The sequence below is a fragment of the Nostoc sp. genome (assembly GCF_036917395.1).
Taxonomy (GTDB): Bacteria; Cyanobacteriota; Cyanobacteriia; order Cyanobacteriales; family Nostocaceae; genus Nostoc.
Genome location: NZ_JBALDI010000086.1, coordinates 93,152 through 112,344 on the forward strand (window position 1 = coordinate 93,152; position 19,193 = coordinate 112,344).

The 19,193-nt window shown below is 41.9% G+C and carries 18 protein-coding genes and 1 pseudogene; 10 read left to right on the forward strand and 9 right to left on the reverse strand.

What is annotated here, in order from left to right:
* Positions 1–62 precede the first annotated feature (62 nt).
* From V7K46_RS31050 to V7K46_RS31060, 3 genes and pseudogenes are all read left to right on the forward strand, one after another.
* Positions 63–1,190 (forward strand): annotated as a pseudogene (locus V7K46_RS31050) (type IV pilus twitching motility protein PilT); the annotation flags it as partial.
* 75 nt (positions 1,191–1,265) lie between these two features.
* A complete protein-coding gene (locus tag V7K46_RS31055; protein ID WP_335120161.1) occupies positions 1,266–2,492 on the forward strand; it encodes a type II secretion system F family protein in 1,227 nt (408 codons plus the stop codon).
* A 120-nt stretch (positions 2,493–2,612) separates the two neighbouring features.
* A complete protein-coding gene (locus tag V7K46_RS31060; RefSeq protein ID WP_335120163.1) occupies positions 2,613–3,173 on the forward strand; it encodes a hypothetical protein in 561 nt (186 codons plus the stop codon).
* A 126-nt stretch (positions 3,174–3,299) separates the two neighbouring features.
* Here the strand turns inward: V7K46_RS31060 and bioU are convergent, their stop codons facing one another.
* Positions 3,300–4,322, reverse strand: a complete 1,023-nt coding sequence (gene bioU, locus V7K46_RS31065) for a (S)-8-amino-7-oxononanoate synthase BioU (RefSeq protein WP_335120165.1) — start codon at positions 4,320–4,322, stop codon at positions 3,300–3,302.
* Positions 4,323–4,635: 313 nt separating this feature from the next.
* The gene (locus V7K46_RS31070; RefSeq protein ID WP_335120167.1) at positions 4,636–4,800 is read right to left on the reverse strand and encodes a hypothetical protein; all 165 of its coding nucleotides are present in this window, start codon (positions 4,798–4,800) and stop codon (positions 4,636–4,638) included.
* Positions 4,801–5,803: 1,003 nt separating this feature from the next.
* On the opposite strand from V7K46_RS31070, the gene V7K46_RS31075 reads away from it, so the two are divergent.
* From V7K46_RS31075 to V7K46_RS31095, 5 genes are all read left to right on the forward strand, one after another.
* Entirely contained in the window at positions 5,804–6,028 is a 225-nt protein-coding gene (locus tag V7K46_RS31075; RefSeq protein ID WP_335120169.1) for a DUF433 domain-containing protein, read from the forward strand.
* Positions 6,012–6,338: a DUF5615 family PIN-like protein gene (locus V7K46_RS31080; protein ID WP_335120171.1), complete on the forward strand. Its 327-nt coding sequence runs from the start codon at positions 6,012–6,014 to the stop codon at positions 6,336–6,338. Before V7K46_RS31075 ends, V7K46_RS31080 begins: the two co-directional genes overlap by 17 nt.
* Before the next feature lie 624 nt (positions 6,339–6,962).
* Entirely contained in the window at positions 6,963–7,172 is a 210-nt protein-coding gene (locus V7K46_RS31085; protein WP_273766383.1) for a DUF2997 domain-containing protein, read from the forward strand.
* A 39-nt stretch (positions 7,173–7,211) separates the two neighbouring features.
* Positions 7,212–7,598: a DUF1257 domain-containing protein gene (locus V7K46_RS31090; protein ID WP_334947527.1), complete on the forward strand. Its 387-nt coding sequence runs from the start codon at positions 7,212–7,214 to the stop codon at positions 7,596–7,598.
* Positions 7,598–8,059 (forward strand): ferredoxin, encoded by a 462-nt coding sequence (locus V7K46_RS31095; RefSeq protein ID WP_335120173.1) that lies wholly within the window; start codon positions 7,598–7,600, stop codon positions 8,057–8,059. Before V7K46_RS31090 ends, V7K46_RS31095 begins: the two co-directional genes overlap by 1 nt.
* A gap of 176 nt (positions 8,060–8,235) precedes the next feature.
* Here the strand turns inward: V7K46_RS31095 and V7K46_RS31100 are convergent, their stop codons facing one another.
* The 3 genes from V7K46_RS31100 to V7K46_RS31110 all read right to left on the reverse strand — a co-directional run bounded on the left by V7K46_RS31100 (position 8,236) and on the right by V7K46_RS31110 (position 11,582).
* Positions 8,236–8,520, reverse strand: a complete 285-nt coding sequence (locus V7K46_RS31100) for a YiaA/YiaB family inner membrane protein (RefSeq protein WP_335120175.1) — start codon at positions 8,518–8,520, stop codon at positions 8,236–8,238.
* A 536-nt stretch (positions 8,521–9,056) separates the two neighbouring features.
* Complete coding sequence (locus V7K46_RS31105) at positions 9,057–10,727, reverse strand: DUF4335 domain-containing protein (RefSeq protein WP_335120177.1); 1,671 nt, start codon at positions 10,725–10,727, stop codon at positions 9,057–9,059.
* Positions 10,728–10,976: 249 nt separating this feature from the next.
* Entirely contained in the window at positions 10,977–11,582 is a 606-nt protein-coding gene (locus tag V7K46_RS31110) for a DUF3038 domain-containing protein (RefSeq protein WP_273766392.1), read from the reverse strand.
* A gap of 919 nt (positions 11,583–12,501) precedes the next feature.
* Here V7K46_RS31110 and V7K46_RS31115 point away from each other — a divergent pair.
* Entirely contained in the window at positions 12,502–13,449 is a 948-nt protein-coding gene (locus tag V7K46_RS31115) for a molybdate ABC transporter substrate-binding protein (protein ID WP_335120179.1), read from the forward strand.
* A 64-nt stretch (positions 13,450–13,513) separates the two neighbouring features.
* Complete coding sequence (locus V7K46_RS31120; protein WP_335120181.1) at positions 13,514–13,639, forward strand: hypothetical protein; 126 nt, start codon at positions 13,514–13,516, stop codon at positions 13,637–13,639.
* A gap of 233 nt (positions 13,640–13,872) precedes the next feature.
* Here V7K46_RS31120 and V7K46_RS31125 read toward each other — a convergent pair whose 3' ends face one another.
* The 4 genes from V7K46_RS31125 to V7K46_RS31140 form a co-directional block, all read right to left on the reverse strand.
* Positions 13,873–14,367 carry a hypothetical protein gene (locus tag V7K46_RS31125; RefSeq protein WP_335120183.1) on the reverse strand — a complete coding sequence of 165 codons (495 nt, stop codon included), beginning with the start codon at positions 14,365–14,367 and terminating at the stop codon, positions 13,873–13,875.
* Between the two features lie 134 nt (positions 14,368–14,501).
* The gene (locus tag V7K46_RS31130) at positions 14,502–16,907 is read right to left on the reverse strand and encodes an endonuclease MutS2 (RefSeq protein ID WP_335120185.1); all 2,406 of its coding nucleotides are present in this window, start codon (positions 16,905–16,907) and stop codon (positions 14,502–14,504) included.
* Positions 16,908–17,103: 196 nt separating this feature from the next.
* Positions 17,104–17,400 carry a DUF2288 domain-containing protein gene (locus tag V7K46_RS31135; protein WP_335120187.1) on the reverse strand — a complete coding sequence of 99 codons (297 nt, stop codon included), beginning with the start codon at positions 17,398–17,400 and terminating at the stop codon, positions 17,104–17,106.
* A gap of 176 nt (positions 17,401–17,576) precedes the next feature.
* On the reverse strand, positions 17,577–18,614 hold the full coding sequence (locus V7K46_RS31140; RefSeq protein ID WP_335120189.1) for an AI-2E family transporter: 1,038 nt from the start codon (positions 18,612–18,614) through the stop codon (positions 17,577–17,579).
* Between the last annotated feature and the right edge of the window lie 579 nt (positions 18,615–19,193).

The following is a 19,193-nucleotide window of genomic DNA, read 5'->3' on the forward strand; positions in this document are numbered from 1 at the left end:
ATCTGGCGTTCAAGAGTTATTACTTTGGACTATGAACTAAACAAACATCAAAAGGAAGCAGAACTATGGAAATGATGATTGAAGACCTGATGGAGCAGTTGATTGAAATGGGTGGCTCAGATTTGCATTTATCCGCAGGTTTACCTCCCTACTTCCGCATCAGTGGCAAACTCACCCCCATCGGTGAGCATGTATTAACAGCTGATCAATGTCAAAGGCTGATTTTTAGTATGCTCAACAACACCCAACGTAAAACCTTGGAGCAGACCTGGGAGTTGGATTGTTCTTATGGTGTTAAGGGTTTAGCTCGCTTCCGGGTCAATGTCTATAAAGAACGTGGTGCTTATGCTGCTTGCTTACGGGCATTAAGTTCTAAAATTCCTAACTTTGAAAAATTAGGTCTGCCAGATATTGTGCGGGAAATGTGCGATAAGCCCAGAGGACTAATTCTAGTGACAGGCCCTACAGGTTCTGGCAAGACAACTACCCTAGCGGCAATGATCGATTTGATTAACCGCACCAAGGCGGAGCATATTTTAACGGTGGAAGACCCAATTGAATTTGTCTACGAACCAATTAAAAGCTTGGTTCACCAGCGACAACTGAGTGAAGATACTAAGAGCTTTGCTAATGCTTTGAAAGCAGCCCTGCGGGAAGATCCAGATATTATTCTGGTGGGAGAAATGCGCGATTTGGAAACGATTTCTTTGGCGATTTCCGCAGCAGAAACAGGACACTTGGTATTTGGCACGCTACACACCAGTTCGGCTGCACAGACAGTTGACCGGATTATCGACGTTTTCCCCCATGAAAGACAAACTCAAGTGCGGGTGCAATTGTCTAACTCGTTAGTGGGGGTATTTAGCCAAACCTTGGTGTCCAAGAAAAACCCTAAACCCGGTGAGTATGGTCGGGTGATGGCTCAAGAAATTCTGATTGTCACTCCCGCTATTTCCAACTTGATTAGAGAAGGCAAAACATCTCAAATTTACTCAGCTATTCAAACTGGCGGCAAATTGGGGATGCAAACTTTGGAGAAGGTTCTAGCCGATTTTTACAAAGCAGGAACGATCTCCTTTGAAGCTGCGATGTCTAAGACTTCTAAGCCAGATGAAATCCAACGTCTCATCGGTACTGCTACACCGCAGGCAGCAGGTGCAAAACCCGGTGCGGCTGCCAGAGCGCATTAAAGGAACTGGGGTTAGGGGAGATGAAAGGGATGAAAAACCCTTAACTATTTTGAATTTTGAATTTTGAATTTATTTATGCCAAACTACGTTGCCCGTGTTCGGGATTCTCAAGGAAAATCCCGAACAGAAAAAATTGTTGCCGAATCCTTAGTACAAGCTCGTACTAATCTTAGAGAACAAGGTTTTGTAGTCCAAGAACTCAAACAATCTCAAGGATTTCAGCTAAATTTTGACTTAAAAAAATTCCAGACTTCCTTAGTTAAGGTTTCTGTGAAAGACAAAGCCGTTTTTTCCCGTCAATTTGCCGTTTTGATGAATGCGGGAGTTGCGATCGTTAGAAGCCTGGGGGTACTTTCTGAACAGTGTAGTAACCCTAAACTAAAACAAGCTCTTGTAGAAATTAGCATCGATGTTCAAAGTGGAATGAATCTTTCAGAGTCAATGCGGAAGCATCCTGACTGCTTTGATGGATTATATGTGAGTATGATTCAAGCTGGCGAAATTGGTGGTGTTTTAGACGAAGTATTGAATCGTTTAGCCAAGTTATTAGAAGATGTTGCCCGCTTACAAAACCAAATCAAATCAGCATTGTCTTATCCAATAGTCGTGGGTTTTATCGCAGTTGCTATCTTTCTCGGCATGACCATTTTTCTTATTCCCATTTTTGCCACGATTTTTGAACAAATCGGAATTACATTACCACCTCTAACGCTATTCTTGATGAATGCTAGTAAATTTTTGAGAAGTCCGAATGCTGTCATCCTTCTCTTTATTATTGTCGGACTGAAAATTGCCTATTCACAATTCGGTAAAACTCCTGGTGGTCGCTTAACAATTGATCGTCTTTCCCTGAAAGTACCGTTGTTTGGCGACTTAATTCAAAAATCTTCGGTTGCCCGCTTTAGCAGAACTTTTGGATCTTTGACTCGTTCAGGTGTGCCAATTTTAACTTGCTTAGAAATTGTCCGAGATACATCGGGAAACCAAGTGATTGCTAATGCCATAGATGCAGCCCGCCTTGAGATTCAACAAGGAGGTATGATTAGCATTGCTTTACAAGAAAATGATGGCGTTTTTCCGGCTATGGCAATTCAGATGATTAGTATCGGAGAAGAAACTGGAGAATTAGATGCAATGTTGATGAAAGTTGCCGATTTCTATGAAGATGAAGTTGAGCAGGCAGTAAAAGCAATGACCAGCATTTTGGAACCAGTGATGATTGTAGTTTTAGGGGGAATGGTTGGAACCATTTTACTAGCGATGTATCTGCCTATGTTTAAGGTATTTGAAACGTTGGGATAGGGGATTAAGAGTTAGGAGTTAGGAGTTAAGAGTTTAAACTCTTTATTTTTTATCCTCATTCTTAACTCTTAACTACTTAATTTTATTTCTAACTCCTCACTCCTAACTATTTAATCAACTATGACTGTGCAAAAATCTCACTACGAAGCAAGTTTGGCAGAATATAGCAATCATCTAGCTGCGATCGCCTTACTAAAGCAATATCGGCCATACTTAGAGATGATTCCCAGTCTGCGCCGTCCAGATGAAAGTGTCATTACTATTCCCTTACCAATTGTCCGTCTTCGCAACACTCCTACAACACCCCCACAAACGATTTGCTTATCCTGTGATGTGGCAATTTTGATGTGTGATCCAGAGTGGAAAATTAAAACAGGAGCAGAAATTTTAATCTTTATTCATCGTGCTCACGAAGACTTTTCTGATTTGTTAGGACGTTGGCGACAAACCCAAGTTTGGCTGGACAATGATTATGAGTGGCTAATGCCTCTCCGTCACAGTCATATTTTGAGTGAGGGAGCTAATAGTATATATCCTCTGTTTGTAGTTTTTAGTGATACTTTAGAACGCATCCAACGAGGACTCATAGGAGCCGAACTTCCATTTATTATGCAAACGCCAGATTTGCTGCTTGAGGATAATTCCACAGATATTTTCTCTCCACAAATTCCACCAGCTTAAAAAAAGTTAGGAGTTAAAAGTGAAGAGTTAAGAGTTTAAAATTGCAAATTCTGAATAAAGCTAAAGATTTTTAAGTCTCAAGTTTAGGTTTTTAACTCCTAACTCCTAACTCCTAACTCCTAACTATTACCTAACAAATTGGGGCATAATTTCGGCAGCAGTGAATATTCCATAGATGCCGCGTTGATGCAATTGCTTACCAGCTTTGAGATAGCCGAAGGCAGGGCCGCAGACATTAGCTGCCATGCTAGTTTCATCTCCCAGGGTAAAGGTATGGGTGGAAATCTTCCCTTCAAAGGTGCGCCCTGTTACCTTAACGTTGGTGCTAAGGGGCTTTTTGGGATTACGAGTATCGACTACACCACCAACAGTAACGCGATCGCGCCCCACTATTCCTGCTACCTCTAGCATCACATCATCAGCGTGTTCCATATTCGTCAAAGTAAGCACGCCATTAGTTTTATCTAGTAGTGCTTCTACTTCAACATCAGTCATCGCTTTAGCAGTTTCTACTGTGTAACCAGGCATATGGCCAATATCTTCCCGAACGGTGGCGCGGTAAGCTTCCCAGTTGGCAATTCCCACCCCAAAGGTAATTTCGACTTGATGAATTTCGGCGTAGCTTTGAGCGGCTAAAGCGGCGGCGGCGGTTAACAGTCCAGGCGTAGCACCACAGCCTGTCATGTACGTAATTCCGGCTGCTTGCAGTTCTTCTTTCATTGCTAGTAGTTGTTCCACAGCAGTGGTGCGCTTAATCGCATCCACTAGTACACCACGCCAACCAGATTTGATAAACTGCTTGGCTACAGAGGGAATAAAATCATTTGGTAGGTTAGGTAAAGCCAGAAAATACCCATCCACAGGTTGAGCTATTTCAATTACATCCTGAATACTTTGATTTGTTAACGTACCAACTGGCTCTAAGTGACCTACCGAATCTTGGGACTGGTAGGTGGCGATACATTCTTGAGTATTTAAACCATCAGCAGCGTAAGCGTAGCCTTTATGATCTGCTGCTGCGACTAAAATCATTTCCTGTTTAGCAGCAAGTACCTTAGCGGCAGCTTGTCCGAGTCCGCCGAAACCTAGTACTCCTACGCGGATAGCTGGCGAAATATTTAGAGAATTTTTGACTTTTTCGGAATTCATAGTCAATTAGTTAATTTGAATCAAAAGCCTTTAGCATTCTGCATCTCAGCTTCCGGCTTGTAACTGGTGGCTGATGGCTGATAGCTCAAAGCTATAGAAGTTAATTATGATTCATTATCCTGGGTTCTTTGGCTGACTGATGTTTTTTTATGTAAGCTACTTGTACAGTATCAAAAATTACTTTTCATCAACAGGCTGCAAAACCCTCTTGTATAAAGGTTCAACCACCAGAATCCTGCTTGGTTAATCAGAGCATTTAACAGAGGTTTCACAGCAGAAATTAGCTTTTGACTTTTACAGGACTTACGCAAAATCATGATAAAACGAACCGCAAAGGACGCAAAGGACACAAAGGAATAAGAGTTTCAGAGAGTTCTTGCGTAAGTCCTGTTTTAGCTTCAACCAAGATTCCTAAAATCCCTGTGTAGCTGAGATTTACCCTATCTGCAACCATGCGACCACGACCTTCATCAATCATCTTTTGCTCCCTATTCTTATACAGTGCTGTATCATAGCCATTTTGTAGTAAGTCTGTTGCAAAACTGTGGCGAAATGTATCGTAGCCAACTCGTTTTTTAATCGCTTTCCGAACTGCCTGTTTTAATGCCTTTTGTAAACCACTCTTGTGTAAATAAAGTTAGCCAATCAATAGTTTTGGGTACATTATCACTATGAACCTCATTTATATTTCATCCAGCTTTAAATTTGAGGAGTTGAAGTAGTGGAAATAGAATTTGGCTATGTTAGGGAATACAATACAGCGAGGGGATTTGGTTTTGTAATTCGCATATTTAAGAGCATTGATAGACAGAGAAAAGGTGTTTGGTTTCACATGACAAAAGTCAAACATAATTACTCAGAGTTAGCACGATAATTAGATGCTGGCTCGTCTGCGAATCTTAACTTCTGGTACGAAATTGATCGTAGCGAAGGCGAAAAGGTAAGCAGGATTTGCTTAGATGCAAAAGATATTCCCGATCAGCAGCGAAATGATCTAGTTAACCACATTGAGCATCTATGGCGCAATATCGATAACTCGATCCCACAATGGTTAGATCAGGTCACACTTGCTTTGGTTGGACAGCTTTGTCGAGATGAGTTTAATCAAGAGCGCAACCACCGAATCCATGAGCGAAAAGAAGCAGAAGAGCAAGAACAACAAAAGAGAAAGTCTCAACAAGAACAGCTTTTAATATCTGCAAGAGGGGCTAGAATTCCAGTGCATTCGGTGAGACAAAACAAAAGAGTTCATAGAGAACCTGAACGAGTTTATCTAGGTCTGCCAGAACATCTTACTCATCTCGTATTATGGGTTGATCGTAAGTATCGAACAAACAGATCGCCTATTGTAGTGCCCAGAGCGATATTTTAATAAATATAGAGTCCCATATCTACGACGATGATCCGCCTACGGTTCCAGTAGCAGTAATTCCGAGTTAGGATCATAGCGAAATATTGACAAATAAATGCCTATAGTTGTTATGGTACCAACATCGCGTATTGTTCACAGTGACCCCGATATATTAGGGGGAACTACTGTTTTTGTTGGAACTCGCGTACCAATTAAGACCTTGCTTGATTATCTAGAAGCAGGTGATTCGCTAAATGAGTTTTTAGATCATTTTCCCAGTGTTAGCCGTGAGCAAGCGATCGCAGCACTGGAATTAGCAAAAGAAATGCTAACTGCTTATGCGAATCCTGCTTGATGAATGTGTTCCACGTCCTCTCAAACGTGAACTCAAAGATTACGAAGTACGCACAGTTGTCGAGATGGGATGGTCAGGCAAAAAGAATGGTGAACTTTTACAACTAATGAAACAACAAAGTTTCACCATTCTACTGACTACAGATCAAAATTTGCGATACCAGCAAAACTTAGAACAAGCAGGAGTTGCAGTTATTGTGCTGATCGCCTCCAAAAATCGTCTTCCTGATTTAATACCGCTCATACCAGATGTACAAAAATCGCTAAATGCCATCCTTCCTGGTGAGGTAATTGAAGTGGGACTTTCCTAATTGGGCTACGCCTACGCATATTACACATCTATCATCAAGCGATCGTCTGCTCATAACTTGGGTTGATCCAAGAAAACCCAAAATTTACTTTTGTTTAAAACTTATACTATTTTTATATTCTGGCGATCGCAGTCTAAAAATCCCTTCACACCCGATGCCAGGTAAAGCCACTATCTCAAAGACCTAATGCAATGCCTACGATACCCACTATTTTGCTGTAGACTAACACTGCGCTGCATTTAATCTACCTGGAAAACCTTAAGAGAATAAGGTAAATTTAAAGGTAATGACAAAACTTTTCAATAAATTTTATATTTTTATGAATTGTATTGGTGGCTAGACTACGCCTAATGCTTATTTTTAGGACTTTTGCAGCTTACTTAGCAAACTTCAGTAGTTACCTTGACTAATCGATGAGGTTAAGAGAGACTAACTAAAGACTGATGTGCCTGCTAACAAAATTAATAATTTTTGTAAAGATTTTGAGATATATATGTTGTAAGATGGAACATTATTTAGCAAATGGCAAGTTTGTATCTAAGTAAAAATGTTCCTACGGCTACATTTGTAGCCTTCTGCTAAGGCAGTACAATTTAAGCGTACTTATCGTGGTTGGCCAAGAGCATGGAGACATTAGAGTTCATAATCTATCCAGACGGTCGGGTACAAGAGAAAGTCACTGGCATTGTGGGTGCTTCTTGCGCTGAAGTTACAGCAGCAATAGAGGCACAGCTGGGGCAAGTACTTAATCATGAGCCAACCTCAGAATATTTCGCCGCTAAGGTGCAGCAATCTAATATGGCGAATACACACACCACTTACAGCGATTGGTAAGTTTTCACAGTAGTTTAATGTTATTAATTTACAACCACCATGTCACACTTTAGCCAAATTAAGACTCAAATCCGTAACCTTGATTCTTTGAAAGATGCTTTGACTGAATTGGGCGTAGACTGGAAACCCGGCCCACGCGAAGTCCGTGGCTATCGCGGTCAAACCCATCCTGCCGAAGTTAGTATTGAGCAGGAAAATGGCTATGACATCGGCTTTAGATGGAATGGCTTGGAATATGAACTGGTGGCTGACTTGCAATATTGGCAGCAAGACCTATCTGTGGATGGATTTTTGCGCCAGGTAACGCAGCGCTATGCTTATCAAACAGTTGTGAAAGAAACCGCTCGTGTTGGTTTTCAAGTCTCTGAACAACAAAAAAATGAAGATGGTTCAATTCGCCTGGTAGTACAGCGCTGGAGTGCGTAATGGCTGATTTTCTGCCGTCGCCGGAAGAAGAAGTTGACAACCGTTCCGGTTTGGAACCAGAATTAGGGGGTTTTTTACGGGATGCCCCAGAACGTTCTGGTTTAGAACCGGAATTAGGCGGTGTACTGCGCCAAAATGGTGTTTATGTTGACGAAATCACCTGTATTGGTTGCAAGCATTGCGCTCATGTTGCGCGTAACACCTTTTACATTGAACCAGATTACGGGCGATCGCGCGTAGTTCGGCAAGATGGGGACAATGAGGAAATTATCCAAGAAGCAATTGACACTTGTCCGGTTGATTGCATTCACTGGGTTGATTACACTGAACTGAAAAAGTTAGAAGACGAGCGCAAATATCAGGTAATTCCCCTAGTGGGTTATCCGGTAGAACAGGCAGTTGTTGCTAGCGAACGTCGGCGTAAAAAGCAAAAGTTAAAGACCAAAAAATCCCGTTATTAAGATAAAAACATTAAATTAATATAATAAAGGACTGGTATATCCAGTCCTTTTGTTTTTCGCTATATAGTTAATTTCTGATGTCTATATTACATCAAATGCCAAAAGGTAATATTGTTTGATATTCGTGAAACAGCTTTTTGGTAAAGTCTTTTAATCCAAAATTGCTCTAACTCCCTTCATTTGAAATTTAGAGGATCATGTTGTAAAAGCAATTTTTCTACTTTCGCCTCGTCTAACCTGGCGGTTAATCTTCTAGTTTCATGCAAGTCTCTAGTAGTTTTCGCCAAAGTAAAAGTTGAGCCAAGAGAAAAAGCTAAACCCATGCCCATAAAGCCTTTCACCCAGCTATCCACAGGCAAGTTTATAATACCGAAAGTGGTCATAGAAATAGAAAGTATAAAGGCTGCCCAAGTTTGAATAATCCAAGCTGCACTATCTTTTTGAGTACCAACTGTTTGCATATTTCCTACCTTTTATCTGGGTGATTTATACCAATTCAGAATCACGCTCTTTACGAGACGCTCTTGCATTCTTGGACTCGCTACCGTTACGCTAACGGAATTCGGAATTAAGAGGCGTCAGATTTAATCTGGGTTTCCAGACTTGTATCTGTAGTTTTATTTTGGAGAATTGGTGTTAACAGTAATTGTATTGATTGGTAGGTTTACTGGTATCAATAATAAGACCAGTTTGGTAACTGGACTCCAAAAGGTAAGCTCAAGAGCAATTGGAGTAAATAGAAACTGGTACTAGATTTGTACCAGTTTTAGAAGTGGCATTAAACTGAAATCTTTCAGTATTCAGGGTAAGCCAACTAGCCCGCTTCGGATTCCACACGTCCCGCAATATTTTTGTCAAAGGCTAATAGCCCAAGTCCACTTAAGTGGACTAAAACCGTTTACTAGTCATTTAAAGATGACTTTAGCTAGCCTAGTAATGAATTACTAGGTGGTTATTGGGACTAGTGTAATATCTCAGATGAAACAGATTAGTTTACTTATTCATCTGCAAAAGTCTGTACCTTGCCATCAGGACTGAGAACAACTCGAATTCTGAGATTTTGTCCGCGTGGATTGGCGGAAACAAAAGGTTTACCAACTTCAGGCATCCCAGTGTTATCAACGAATTCTCTTGCTGCCTTATTGAGGGGAAAAATTCGTTCCACCGTACCGTCAATACTGACTATCAAACTGTACTCTAATGTTTGTCCTAGTCCAGTGGGTGGTTGCCAACGCTTTCTTAAATATTCTCTAGCTTCTGCTACTTGAGGTGTATCAAATAAGGTGCCAGTAGCTACTTGTGTGGATGTAGGGGGTTTGCGTCCGTCCCCTAATTGATCGATAAAGGGATTATTCTGGGCAGTTCTAGAGGAGGGAAGTTGTGAAGCAGGTTTTTTTCCAGGAGAAGGTTGTTGTAGGGAATTGATTGTTTCGTCTAGTTGTTGTGAGTTTAGTGGGGAGGGTTGGGTAGAGGTATTGCCACGATTATTATTGGGTATGATGTCAAGAGACGGGGGGGCGACTGGTGAGATATTAGTTGGTAAGCTGCCTGCGTTAGAAGATAGTCTAGGTGGCAAATTGCGCCGCAGAGGGAGAGCACCAGCTTGGGGACTTGATCCTGTAAGGTTCTGTCCAAGATTTGGTAATATGGCAATTTCCTGACCTGGGATTTTGCTGGATGGTGCGTTAGCGTTCGCGGAGCGTCTCGTAGAGAAGCTCGCCGTTGGCGAAGCGTCTCCAAGAGTTGGCATCGCTCGATTGGTAGGAAGGGTTGAAGTCTTGCTCTGAGGTATAGTCAGTGCATTATTTGGAAATAAAGGTGGCGGTGTAGAAAAACTGGAACTAGGGGCTGTTAGAGGTGCTTGGGGCAAACTAGATGTGGGAAGTGGAGGGGTGGAACCCAGCAAATTATCTGATGGAGTGGTAAGTCCGGGTTGAGGCGTAGGGAAGTTTAGTGAGGATGAAGGTTCTAAAGCAGTCTTTACCGCTGCTGAATCTGCTGTTTTGACTGGCTGCTGTTGCTTTTCCCTAATGTTGTTAGCATATTGCCAAGTAACTGGTAAAAAACCTACACCTAATACTAATACTGCGGCAACAGGTGCCCAAGCAGGGAACCTCAGAGTCGAAGTGCTGTTGAGAGTTGGGAGTGCCATAACATCAGTCAAGTATTCATCTAAAGCACTTGCCAAATCAAATAGTTGCAGCAGAGTGAGTTGAATTACGGGGCCAGATGAGTGGTTGGCGAGAGAACCGAGAAATAAGTTGTGAGTTAAATAGCTGCTTGGTTCTAAGTGAATATTTGCCCCTGGAATCTGGGTACTAAAGGAATTTAATGTTTTTGTTGAGGACTTTAATTCCGGCTCACCCAATGCTGTGGTTGACTCCTGGGTACTGGAGAAACTGACCCAAAAGCTTTCTGGAGACTGTTGGAGGAACTGCTGTACGTAAGTTGTGACTGCATCACATAAGGCTTCAAGTTGATCGCGATCGCCCCGAATTGGAACTCTGTTTTCTTCTGGTAATCGGGGATCATCAAAACGTAGCTCAAAGCTTAGGTGCTTGAGGACAGTTTTCCCCATCCAACGGGACAAAGGTGAGCTTTGCGCGAATACTTCTAGCGTGCAAGTAGGGGGTGTGTAGCGACGAATGACAGAATTTGATAGAGGCATAGCAGGAACTGCGAGGAAGACTATTTGGGATTTTGCAAAAAGTTGAGCCAGTTGCTTGCAAAGAAAAGTCGAAACGGCGGATTCCTCCACTCAGAACTTTGTCAGGTTTTTTGCATTATGCAAACTGGGGTGTAAGGAGGAAGCAGTGCTGATAGTGGCTCGCCCAAGAACTAACGACCATCAAAAGGGTTTTCTAATCTTGCAAACTTTCATGAGCGAATTTTGGTTGAGGAATTTCCAATCTAAAATTTAAAATTTTGTAGAACGGTCTATAAGTGCTAGCCAGAGACGGCGATGCCCACCAGAAGCACTGTAAAAAAGTAAATCTACAAGCAGTTTTAGTGCCAGGTTAGTAAGTAAATCCGTTGAGATTTGCTCGTCCTCTTCCATCCGCTCCTGGTAGGTGTTGCAAAAAGCATCAATATAATCTCCAAGTAAAGCAGCCTGGTGAGGTTCCCGGTTATTTTCTGCCATTTGTTCCAACAGACCGACAGCGCGGCGAATCAATTCCTGGTGCTGTTTGGCTAAATAGCAGATGATCAGAACAAGCGATCGCGCTTCTTCGACATCTAGCTTTTTTCGCCCTCCTTGACCTTTACGTAGAGGATTTGATTGGCGCAGTCGCCATAAAGCTACGCGGTCTGGCACTCTTGACTCTAAATTCAGATCAGTTGCCGCCGAAAGCATAGCCTCTGAACCAATGCCAGTTAAGGTTTCTAGCGCCAACAGCACCAAATCTAATTGGGTTTTGATATTATCCCATTGAACTGTGTTTGGGGCTGGAAGCTTGATTAAATCCTCCCACTGGGAATTTGGAGTGGCTGAGTTGGCGGCCGAGTGCATAACTTTTAGCATAGGTGATCAAGCTGATAGGGGATGTTGCTGTTACCCATTTTGAAACCAGACTCTTAAGCATCAAGCTTGGTTTCCCATAGCTCTGAGCCAGAGGCTTCAGGTAGCTTTTTCTATGTGGTAAACAACAGGTATCTTTGTCCTACTCTAGATGAAAATTTATTTTTGACAAAGTAAAAAATTATCAATTCTAGTTAAGGTTTACCCGATTTTCGCTGCTAGCTCCGTACAAGAGTATAAATAAACAATATTAAGAATTCTAACCGCGAATTATCGCTAAGTAATTATCTAGAATACCTCCTAATTTATTTGCGGTTTTAAATTTTGAAATTTCTTGATGTTTATTACTTGGTTTTCATGTATACATAATTACTATACAAATCTTTTGCCTGTTTGCTAAAGGTGCTTCTTGCTTTTCTAGCATTCCACCTCAGTTTCGCTTTTGTGCAGCCTCTTAGGAACTAACAAAAAATAAATTATCCAAAATTATTTGTACATTTGTAGGGGTACAAGGACTTGCATCTGGTCAACTTAAGGTGAAACCCGCTTTGTGAGAATGTTTTGCCCTCATCCCCTAACCCCTTCTCCCAAAATTGGGAGAAGGGGAAATTAATCAAAGGCTCCCCTCTCTCCCAATTTGGAGAGGGGTTGGGGGTGAGGGACTGAGGGGGGAACGAGGTTTCAGGTTTTTAATGCCTAAATCCTGAATTTGATAAAGTCAGCGTTTGAAGATATTGGCCAATTGATTTTGTCCAACTTAGTTGGTACTATAGCTCTAACCGTAAACCACGCACATATCAGAACTCATTTATAAAGTTGATGAGCAGAGGTGAATAGTTTAGACATTTACCAAAACCCATGCTTAAGTATGAGTTACAGATAATTCACTGAGTAATAATAGCAACGCAATAATATAACAAATATGAAAAAGCATTTTTTTGCCTTTTCACTGATAGCTTGTGCTATCGGTGTGACTATGCCAACTCAGGCATTCGCCCTTAAGCTATACGCTGCTGGTAGTTTGCGAGATAGCCTCACAGAAGTAGCTGAATCTTTTAACGATAAATATGGGATTCCAGTAGAAACGAGATTTGGCCCGTCTGGTTTAACACGAGAATTTATAGAACAAGAATTCTCCAAAACTGGAAAATCCGCAGATGTTTTTGCTAGTGCAGATATTGATAACCCTCAGACATTGTTTGAAGAAGGTTTAAGTGAACCTGTAGTGAACTTCACTAGCAATCGCATGACTGCTGTTGTCAGATCAGGACTTGGTATCACATCAGATAATTTGTTAGACTTTTTGCTAAAACCTGAAATAAAGTTGGGAACCTCAACCCCTGTAGCAGATCCATCTGGTACCTATGCATGGCAGATATTTGACAAGGCTAATCAGATTACACCTGGTAACTCTCAAATTCTGAAGGATAAAGCTTTGCAGTTAGTAGGTGGTAATCCTAATGCTCCTATAGTTCCTAATGGCAAAAATAATTTAGTCTACTTTCTAGAAGAAACAAAACAAGCAGATATCTTTTTAGCTTATTACACCAGTGGGAAGACTGCCCAAGCAACAAAAGGTGGTGACAATCTGCAAATAGTAGAATTACCCGAATATTTAGCAACAAAAGCTAATTATGGATTGACTACACTGAAAAACGCTGATCCTGATGGGGAAAAATTAGCTGAATATATCCTCTCACAAAAAGGGCAAGGAATTTTGGCAAAGTATGGATTTAGCGCCCCCTCTACTTCTGTTCCCGAACATCAGGGTGCGGGTGGAATTTTACTGGCTGTAGGTGTAGCTTTAATCTTGAAGAAAAAACAAGCATTGGTCAAAAAGCAATTAGTCAAATTAGACCATCACAGGTAGAAAACTTCCTAATCTTGTCTTGTTCTGAATCAACATGATAGTACATCTAAAAAGTAAGTAAAATATGAATAATGGCTATGCTGATAACCTTTCGCTAGTAATCACCAAAGTTCCAGAACATACGCTTGGTGTTAGTGATATTTTGCTCTCGAAGATTTCCCCAACACAATATGGTTTACTTAAGGCTTAAGTCTTTGTCAAAGTCAATTTTTTTAAAGAATCGCCAAGGACTCAGAGAACGCAAAGGAAGACAAGGAATAAATGCTTAATTGAAGTGTGTTGGGTTATAGATAATTCACTGAGTACAATACCTTCGCCAAAAAAATAGGATGATTAAAAAGGGCTAATGTAGCAGAGTTGAGCTGTTCCACAACGACAACTCTAGCCACTTTCATATTACTCACGCCCCTAGATATTGCCATCCTAAAAATTTTGTCTTCGTCTTTGGAAGTTCTTAGCTTGCTGTTTAGTAGTAATTAATAAAGGATGTAAGAACTCTTTACGTCCTTCCTGATTTAGCAACATCAGCACTCCATCAGAATCTTTTCCGAATTCACTTACTACCTTATGTGCGTAATCACAATTGACCTGCCACCACCCATTGTGTTTGCCTATTGTGTATAGTACATAAAAATAAGTATCGGCTGCTACGTTTTTTTCAGCACATTTATAACTTACTGCGGCCATTCCAGTACCAAAAGCCACGTCTGTCCATGTTAGTATTCCACCTTTATTAGCTAGAGTTTCTGGATTTTTACCTTGCACCATTATGTAGTAAACCCTATCAGTTTGCTCTGAGATATTTGCTGCACCTATATACTCAGCACAAGCTGGGCTATTAGTAAAAAAGCTAAAAGCTCCAATGAAAGGTAAAATCTTGGTCTTCATACTGTTTTTATTCTGTAACTTCTGCTTCATCCTAACTTTGGGTGATGAAATATACCAGTTATCGTTTGAATGCAACACATGGTAAGGGCAAAGGAATCCTGTGCCCCTACAGTGGTCTGTATTCCATGCAATTGAGAACCGCTATAGTTACATTTATTGCTACTTTATTTGATGTGAGCAACGGTGACACCAGTGCCGCCATCTGCTTGTTCTGCTGGTTCGTAGTTGTTCACTCTGGAATGCTGTTGCAAAAAGGTGTGAACTCCTTGTCGCAGCTTACCAGTGCCGTACCCGTGAATAATCCAGACTGGGCCTGTCGCCTCCGAGATGGCTTTATCTAAAATGTATTCGGCATCAGCCACCCGCTTACCGCGCAAATCAATGGTGTTTCGCGAGGTGCGAATTTCTGGAGGACTTTGCGGTGGTGGTGTGACTGCTACTGGGGCTGATTTGGGTTTAACGATTGGTTCTGCTTTTTGACCATCTAGAGATTCTACGTCTTGCAACTTCACAGTCATCTTCATTAGCCCAAACCGAACGCTTAACTCGCCATCTTCATCAGGGGCGGTTATGACATCTGCGATCTGTCCTAATTTTGGAATGCGGACACGATCGCCTACTTTAGGCATAAACCCAACTTTTGGTTTTGCTGGCGTTGCTGGCTGATATTGCTGGCCAATTTGATTCAAAGCATTGGTGGCTTGCTGGGCTTCTTGGGCTGTGGGCGTACCTTTCTGCAAGCGGCGAATCACTTGGGCAATTTCACCTTTTGCCTGAGCGATCGCTTGTTTGACTGCTACTTCCTGTGAAGCCCGCAAACTGCTTTCCCTTTCCTCCAAACTTGCGGCTTTTGCGGATACTTCTTTGTATAAACGTTCCGCTTGCTGCAACAAACTTTGGGCTTCCGCAGCTTTGGTTTCCTGACGGCGGCGTTGCGCTTCTAACCCAGCAATCACCTGGTTAACTTCATCTGTGGCCTCTCCCACTTGAGTTTTCGCCTCTTCTACCACTTCTGGCTTCAATCCCAAACGTAGGGCAATTGTTAAGGCGTTAGAACGTCCGGGTATGCCCCACAGCAGACGGTAAGTAGGCGACAGAGTGCTTTCGTCAAATTCTACAGAGGCATTTTCAAACCGATCATCTTCGTATTTCAGGGCTTTTAGTTCGCCGAAGTGAGTGGTGGCGATCGTTAGCTGGGTATGGTTGGCTAAATATTGCAACAAGGCGATCGCTAAAGCACTACCCTCAACTGGATCGGTTCCTGCGCCAACTTCATCGAGTAAAACGAGTGCTGAGTTAGAAGTAGGAAGTTCCCCTTCTGCTTCCCCGTTCCCCAATGCTTCTAAAATCCGACTAATCCGGCGGATGTGTCCAGAGAATGTGGATAAACTTTGCTGTAAGGATTGTTCATCGCCAATATCTGCTAGCACCTGATCAAACCAAGGTATTTCCACTGGTTCGCGGGCGGGGACAAATAAACCCACTTTGGCCATCAGTGCTGCTAATCCCAAAGTTTTTAAGGTTACAGTTTTACCGCCAGTATTTGGCCCCGTAATCGTCACTACCCGAATTTGGGGACTAATCAACAAGTCTACAGGTACTACTGATTGCCCTTGTTCGTGCTGTTGTTGCCACACTAACAGAGGATGGCGTAAATTCCGCAAGGTAATAATTTCACGTTCTTGACGCTGAATAAATCGCGGGGGATTAGCTCCTAGCCAGAAACTATATCGTGATCTAGCGGTTGCCAGATCCAAAGTAGTAGCGATCGCTAACAATCTCTCTAAATCTGGTTTGACTGCGGCTACTTGTTCCGTTAAAACGCGGCGAACCGCTTCTTCTTCGGCTTGCTCTCTTCTAATTATCTGCCGTAGTTGGTTGCCCAGAGGCACAATAGAATTTGGTTCCACATAGAGCGTGGCACCACTGGTAGATGTATCGTGGACAATACCGGGGATGGCATCTTTTTGGGGTGCTTTTACCGGGATTACAAAGCGATCGCTCCGTTGGGTAATTAGCTGTTCTTGAACTGCTCCAGATTTTGCTTGTAATATATTTTGCAGCTTTTGAGTAATTTGGCTACGTAATCGCCGCAAGTCTGTGCGAATTTCTCCCAGTTTTTGACTAGCGCGGTCAGTTACCTGGGCCCGTTCATCAATACAGCGGTGAATTTCCTGTTCTAGTTCTGGATAAGTCCGCAAATCGGCAACTAACTCAGTCAGTATCGGCAAATCTTCCTGATTGTCAATCACACGGCGCAAATTTCTGGCACCAGCGAGGGTGGTGGCGATCGCTAACAGTTCATCCCCTGTCAAAATTCCGCTGCGTTCTGCCCGTTCTAGGGAATCGCCAATATCTTGAATTCCCTCAAATGACAGTCCCGTGGTGAGGCGAGTTTCCAGTTGGTAAATTTCTTTGGTTTGCTCTAACAACTGTTCGCTTTGGGACTGAGAATCAGGTATTTTCAGATGACGCGCAGCTGTCGCCCCCAGCTTAGTTGCCGCAAAGGTGGCAAGGTGCTGGCAGAGGCGATGCCATTCTAATAGTTCTAAGGTTTCAGATTGGATCAAGGTTTCAACATCTAATCTGAAATTATCGTAACAATTCTAGCTCCTAGATGGATGAATCTTAAAGGAGAAAATTCTGCTTTAGTCAAATTAGCCAGCTAGTGCGTAGCAAAAATCAAGTAATAACTGACACATCAAGCTATCTTTCTTTAGAAACTACCCCAACACCAACTCTCATCGAAAACAACACAGGACTAATTTAAGCAGAGACTATTTCCTTCACCAAAACGTAAGGCTGAACAATCAGGGTATTAAATCGCTTACTGTGATCGCCATTCCATTCTCCTACTTGTACTGTCGTGGGTTTGGTAATTAATTGCTGATCAATCCACTGTTCCACTGATGGAATGTTATCACTAGCGATCGCTACTCCAACATCCACCAAGTTTAAATCAGGTGCCACCAAAATTACTGCATCTCGTTGTACATGAGGAATTAGCCACTCCCACTCTGCCTCATCCAAAATTTCTGTTAATTCTGCTCTTAAATCCGACATTCTTCCTCAATTTGTATTGACTAATCAACTATTTTACATTAATTACTACTTCCAACTCTTGTACAGACGCGATTAATCGCGTCTCTCTCAAAATTCCTGTACAGACGCGATTAATCGCATCTCTCTCCAAATTCTTGTACAGACGCGATTAATCGCGTCTCTCTCCAAATTCCTAACTAAACTTCAGATTTCATTTCATCAATTTCAAATAAAGATACAATGACTCCAGCGATCGGAATAGATATAAAAACACCTAATAATCCTGCTACTCTAGCGCCTACTAGTAAAGCAAAAAACACCACTACAGGATTAAGATTCAGCGCATTTTGCATAATCCGAGGCGCAATCAAGTTGTCTTGTATTTGCTGAAGAACAATACAAGCTATCAAGACTTTCAATGCTAACCAAACACCTTGAGACAAGACAAATAGAGTTACTGTGCTTACTGCTAATGTTGCTCCTATACCAGGAATGATATCAACAATTCCGATAATCACTGACAATATCAAAGCAAAAGGTACTTTTAATATTAAAAAAACTACAAAAGTCGTAATTGTGAGAAATGCACTTAATAACAATTGACCTCTAAAAAACCCCAGAAAGGAGCGTCTAATTATATTTGTAAATCTATCGCGGCGCTGTTTTGGTACTATTTTTATGATAAAATTCCACAGCTTTTCTCCATCTAATAACATAAAAAAAGCCACAACTGCAATTAATATAAAAGTAAGAAAATTCGTCATGAATCCTTGTAAAACAGCCAAGCTAGTAACCAGACTTGATACAGCTTGGTTTCGTAATTGTTCTTGAATAAAACTTAAATCTATCTGCAAATTCCGGTTTTGTAAAAAGCCTTCTAGTCGCTCTAATACAGGTATAAAAGAATTTACAAAGCCAGTTATACTGTCAATTAATTGTTGTCCTTGAGATAAAACCGTTAAGCCCACAGTAATTATCAGACTGCCAATAATTACAATACTGAGCAAGAAAACGACACCAACAGCTACACCGTGGGGCAAAAAACGCCGTAGCCATTCTACAGGATAGCTGAGTAAAAAAGCCAAAATTGCAGCAAATGTAAAAATAACAATGACCGCTTCAAAGTAGGCTAAAAGCTGTACAATTGCCCAGCCAGAAGCAACTAAAAGTAAAAAGCGGACTAACGCCAGATTATTTAATCGCTCCCAAAAATTCTTGGCTTCAAAGCCGCTCATATGCTGTTTAGGGTGAAATATGATGGTAGATTTGCCTAGCAACTGCATTTAAGCACAAAGTCTGACTTCATTGCTAGAGCGCGTTGACCTTAAATATACAGAGACTAAGGGGCGTAGTTTACCGCCGTAGGCATCGCTACCTCCCTAAAGCATATAAACCGCGTCCACCTTGAAAACTGTAGTTCTTTCCGTATGAAAAGAAAAAACCCTCATCCCCCAGCCCCTTCTCCCAAATTTGGGAGAAGGGGAGCCGGAAAGAAGTCCCTCTCTCCCAAGTAGGGCTACGGTGTACACACAAGTCGGAAAAACTTCATCTATCAAAGATTTGCAGTGTGTTTCGCTGGCGTAACAAAGCTAAATTGTTGCAATCATGGCGATACCTACGGTGGTCACTGAGCTTGTCGTTCGCGCAGCGTCTCGTAGAGAAGTGCGGGCTACGCCAACGCATTTGTTATTTCGGCGATGCCTACGGCTGGCTACGCCTACTCATTTGTTATTTCGGCGAACTCATTTGTTATTTCGGCGAACTCATTTGTTATTTCGGCGAACTCATTTGTTATTTCGGCGAACTCATTTGTT

Excerpts from the sequence above, each read along its gene's own strand:
- V7K46_RS31115 (WP_335120179.1), top strand. The coding sequence starts at position 12,502 with ATGAAAAAGCATTTTTTTGCCTTTTCACTGATAGCTTGTGCTATCGGT.
- V7K46_RS31080 (WP_335120171.1), top strand. The coding sequence starts at position 6,012 with ATGCGAATCCTGCTTGATGAATGTGTTCCACGTCCTCTCAAACGTGAA.
- V7K46_RS31090 (WP_334947527.1), top strand. The coding sequence starts at position 7,212 with ATGTCACACTTTAGCCAAATTAAGACTCAAATCCGTAACCTTGATTCT.
- V7K46_RS31085 (WP_273766383.1), top strand. The coding sequence starts at position 6,963 with ATGGAGACATTAGAGTTCATAATCTATCCAGACGGTCGGGTACAAGAG.
- V7K46_RS31120 (WP_335120181.1), top strand. The coding sequence starts at position 13,514 with ATGAATAATGGCTATGCTGATAACCTTTCGCTAGTAATCACCAAAGTT.
- V7K46_RS31110 (WP_273766392.1), bottom strand. The coding sequence starts at position 11,582 with ATGCTAAAAGTTATGCACTCGGCCGCCAACTCAGCCACTCCAAATTCC.
- V7K46_RS31055 (WP_335120161.1), top strand. The coding sequence starts at position 1,266 with ATGCCAAACTACGTTGCCCGTGTTCGGGATTCTCAAGGAAAATCCCGA.
- V7K46_RS31125 (WP_335120183.1), bottom strand. The coding sequence starts at position 14,367 with ATGAAGCAGAAGTTACAGAATAAAAACAGTATGAAGACCAAGATTTTA.
- V7K46_RS31070 (WP_335120167.1), bottom strand. The coding sequence starts at position 4,800 with ATGATTGATGAAGGTCGTGGTCGCATGGTTGCAGATAGGGTAAATCTC.
- V7K46_RS31095 (WP_335120173.1), top strand. The coding sequence starts at position 7,598 with ATGGCTGATTTTCTGCCGTCGCCGGAAGAAGAAGTTGACAACCGTTCC.
- V7K46_RS31060 (WP_335120163.1), top strand. The coding sequence starts at position 2,613 with ATGACTGTGCAAAAATCTCACTACGAAGCAAGTTTGGCAGAATATAGC.
- V7K46_RS31075 (WP_335120169.1), top strand. The coding sequence starts at position 5,804 with ATGGTACCAACATCGCGTATTGTTCACAGTGACCCCGATATATTAGGG.
- V7K46_RS31100 (WP_335120175.1), bottom strand. The coding sequence starts at position 8,520 with ATGCAAACAGTTGGTACTCAAAAAGATAGTGCAGCTTGGATTATTCAA.
- bioU (WP_335120165.1), bottom strand. The coding sequence starts at position 4,322 with ATGAATTCCGAAAAAGTCAAAAATTCTCTAAATATTTCGCCAGCTATC.
- V7K46_RS31135 (WP_335120187.1), bottom strand. The coding sequence starts at position 17,400 with ATGTCGGATTTAAGAGCAGAATTAACAGAAATTTTGGATGAGGCAGAG.
- V7K46_RS31105 (WP_335120177.1), bottom strand. The coding sequence starts at position 10,727 with ATGCCTCTATCAAATTCTGTCATTCGTCGCTACACACCCCCTACTTGC.
- V7K46_RS31140 (WP_335120189.1), bottom strand. The coding sequence starts at position 18,614 with ATGAGCGGCTTTGAAGCCAAGAATTTTTGGGAGCGATTAAATAATCTG.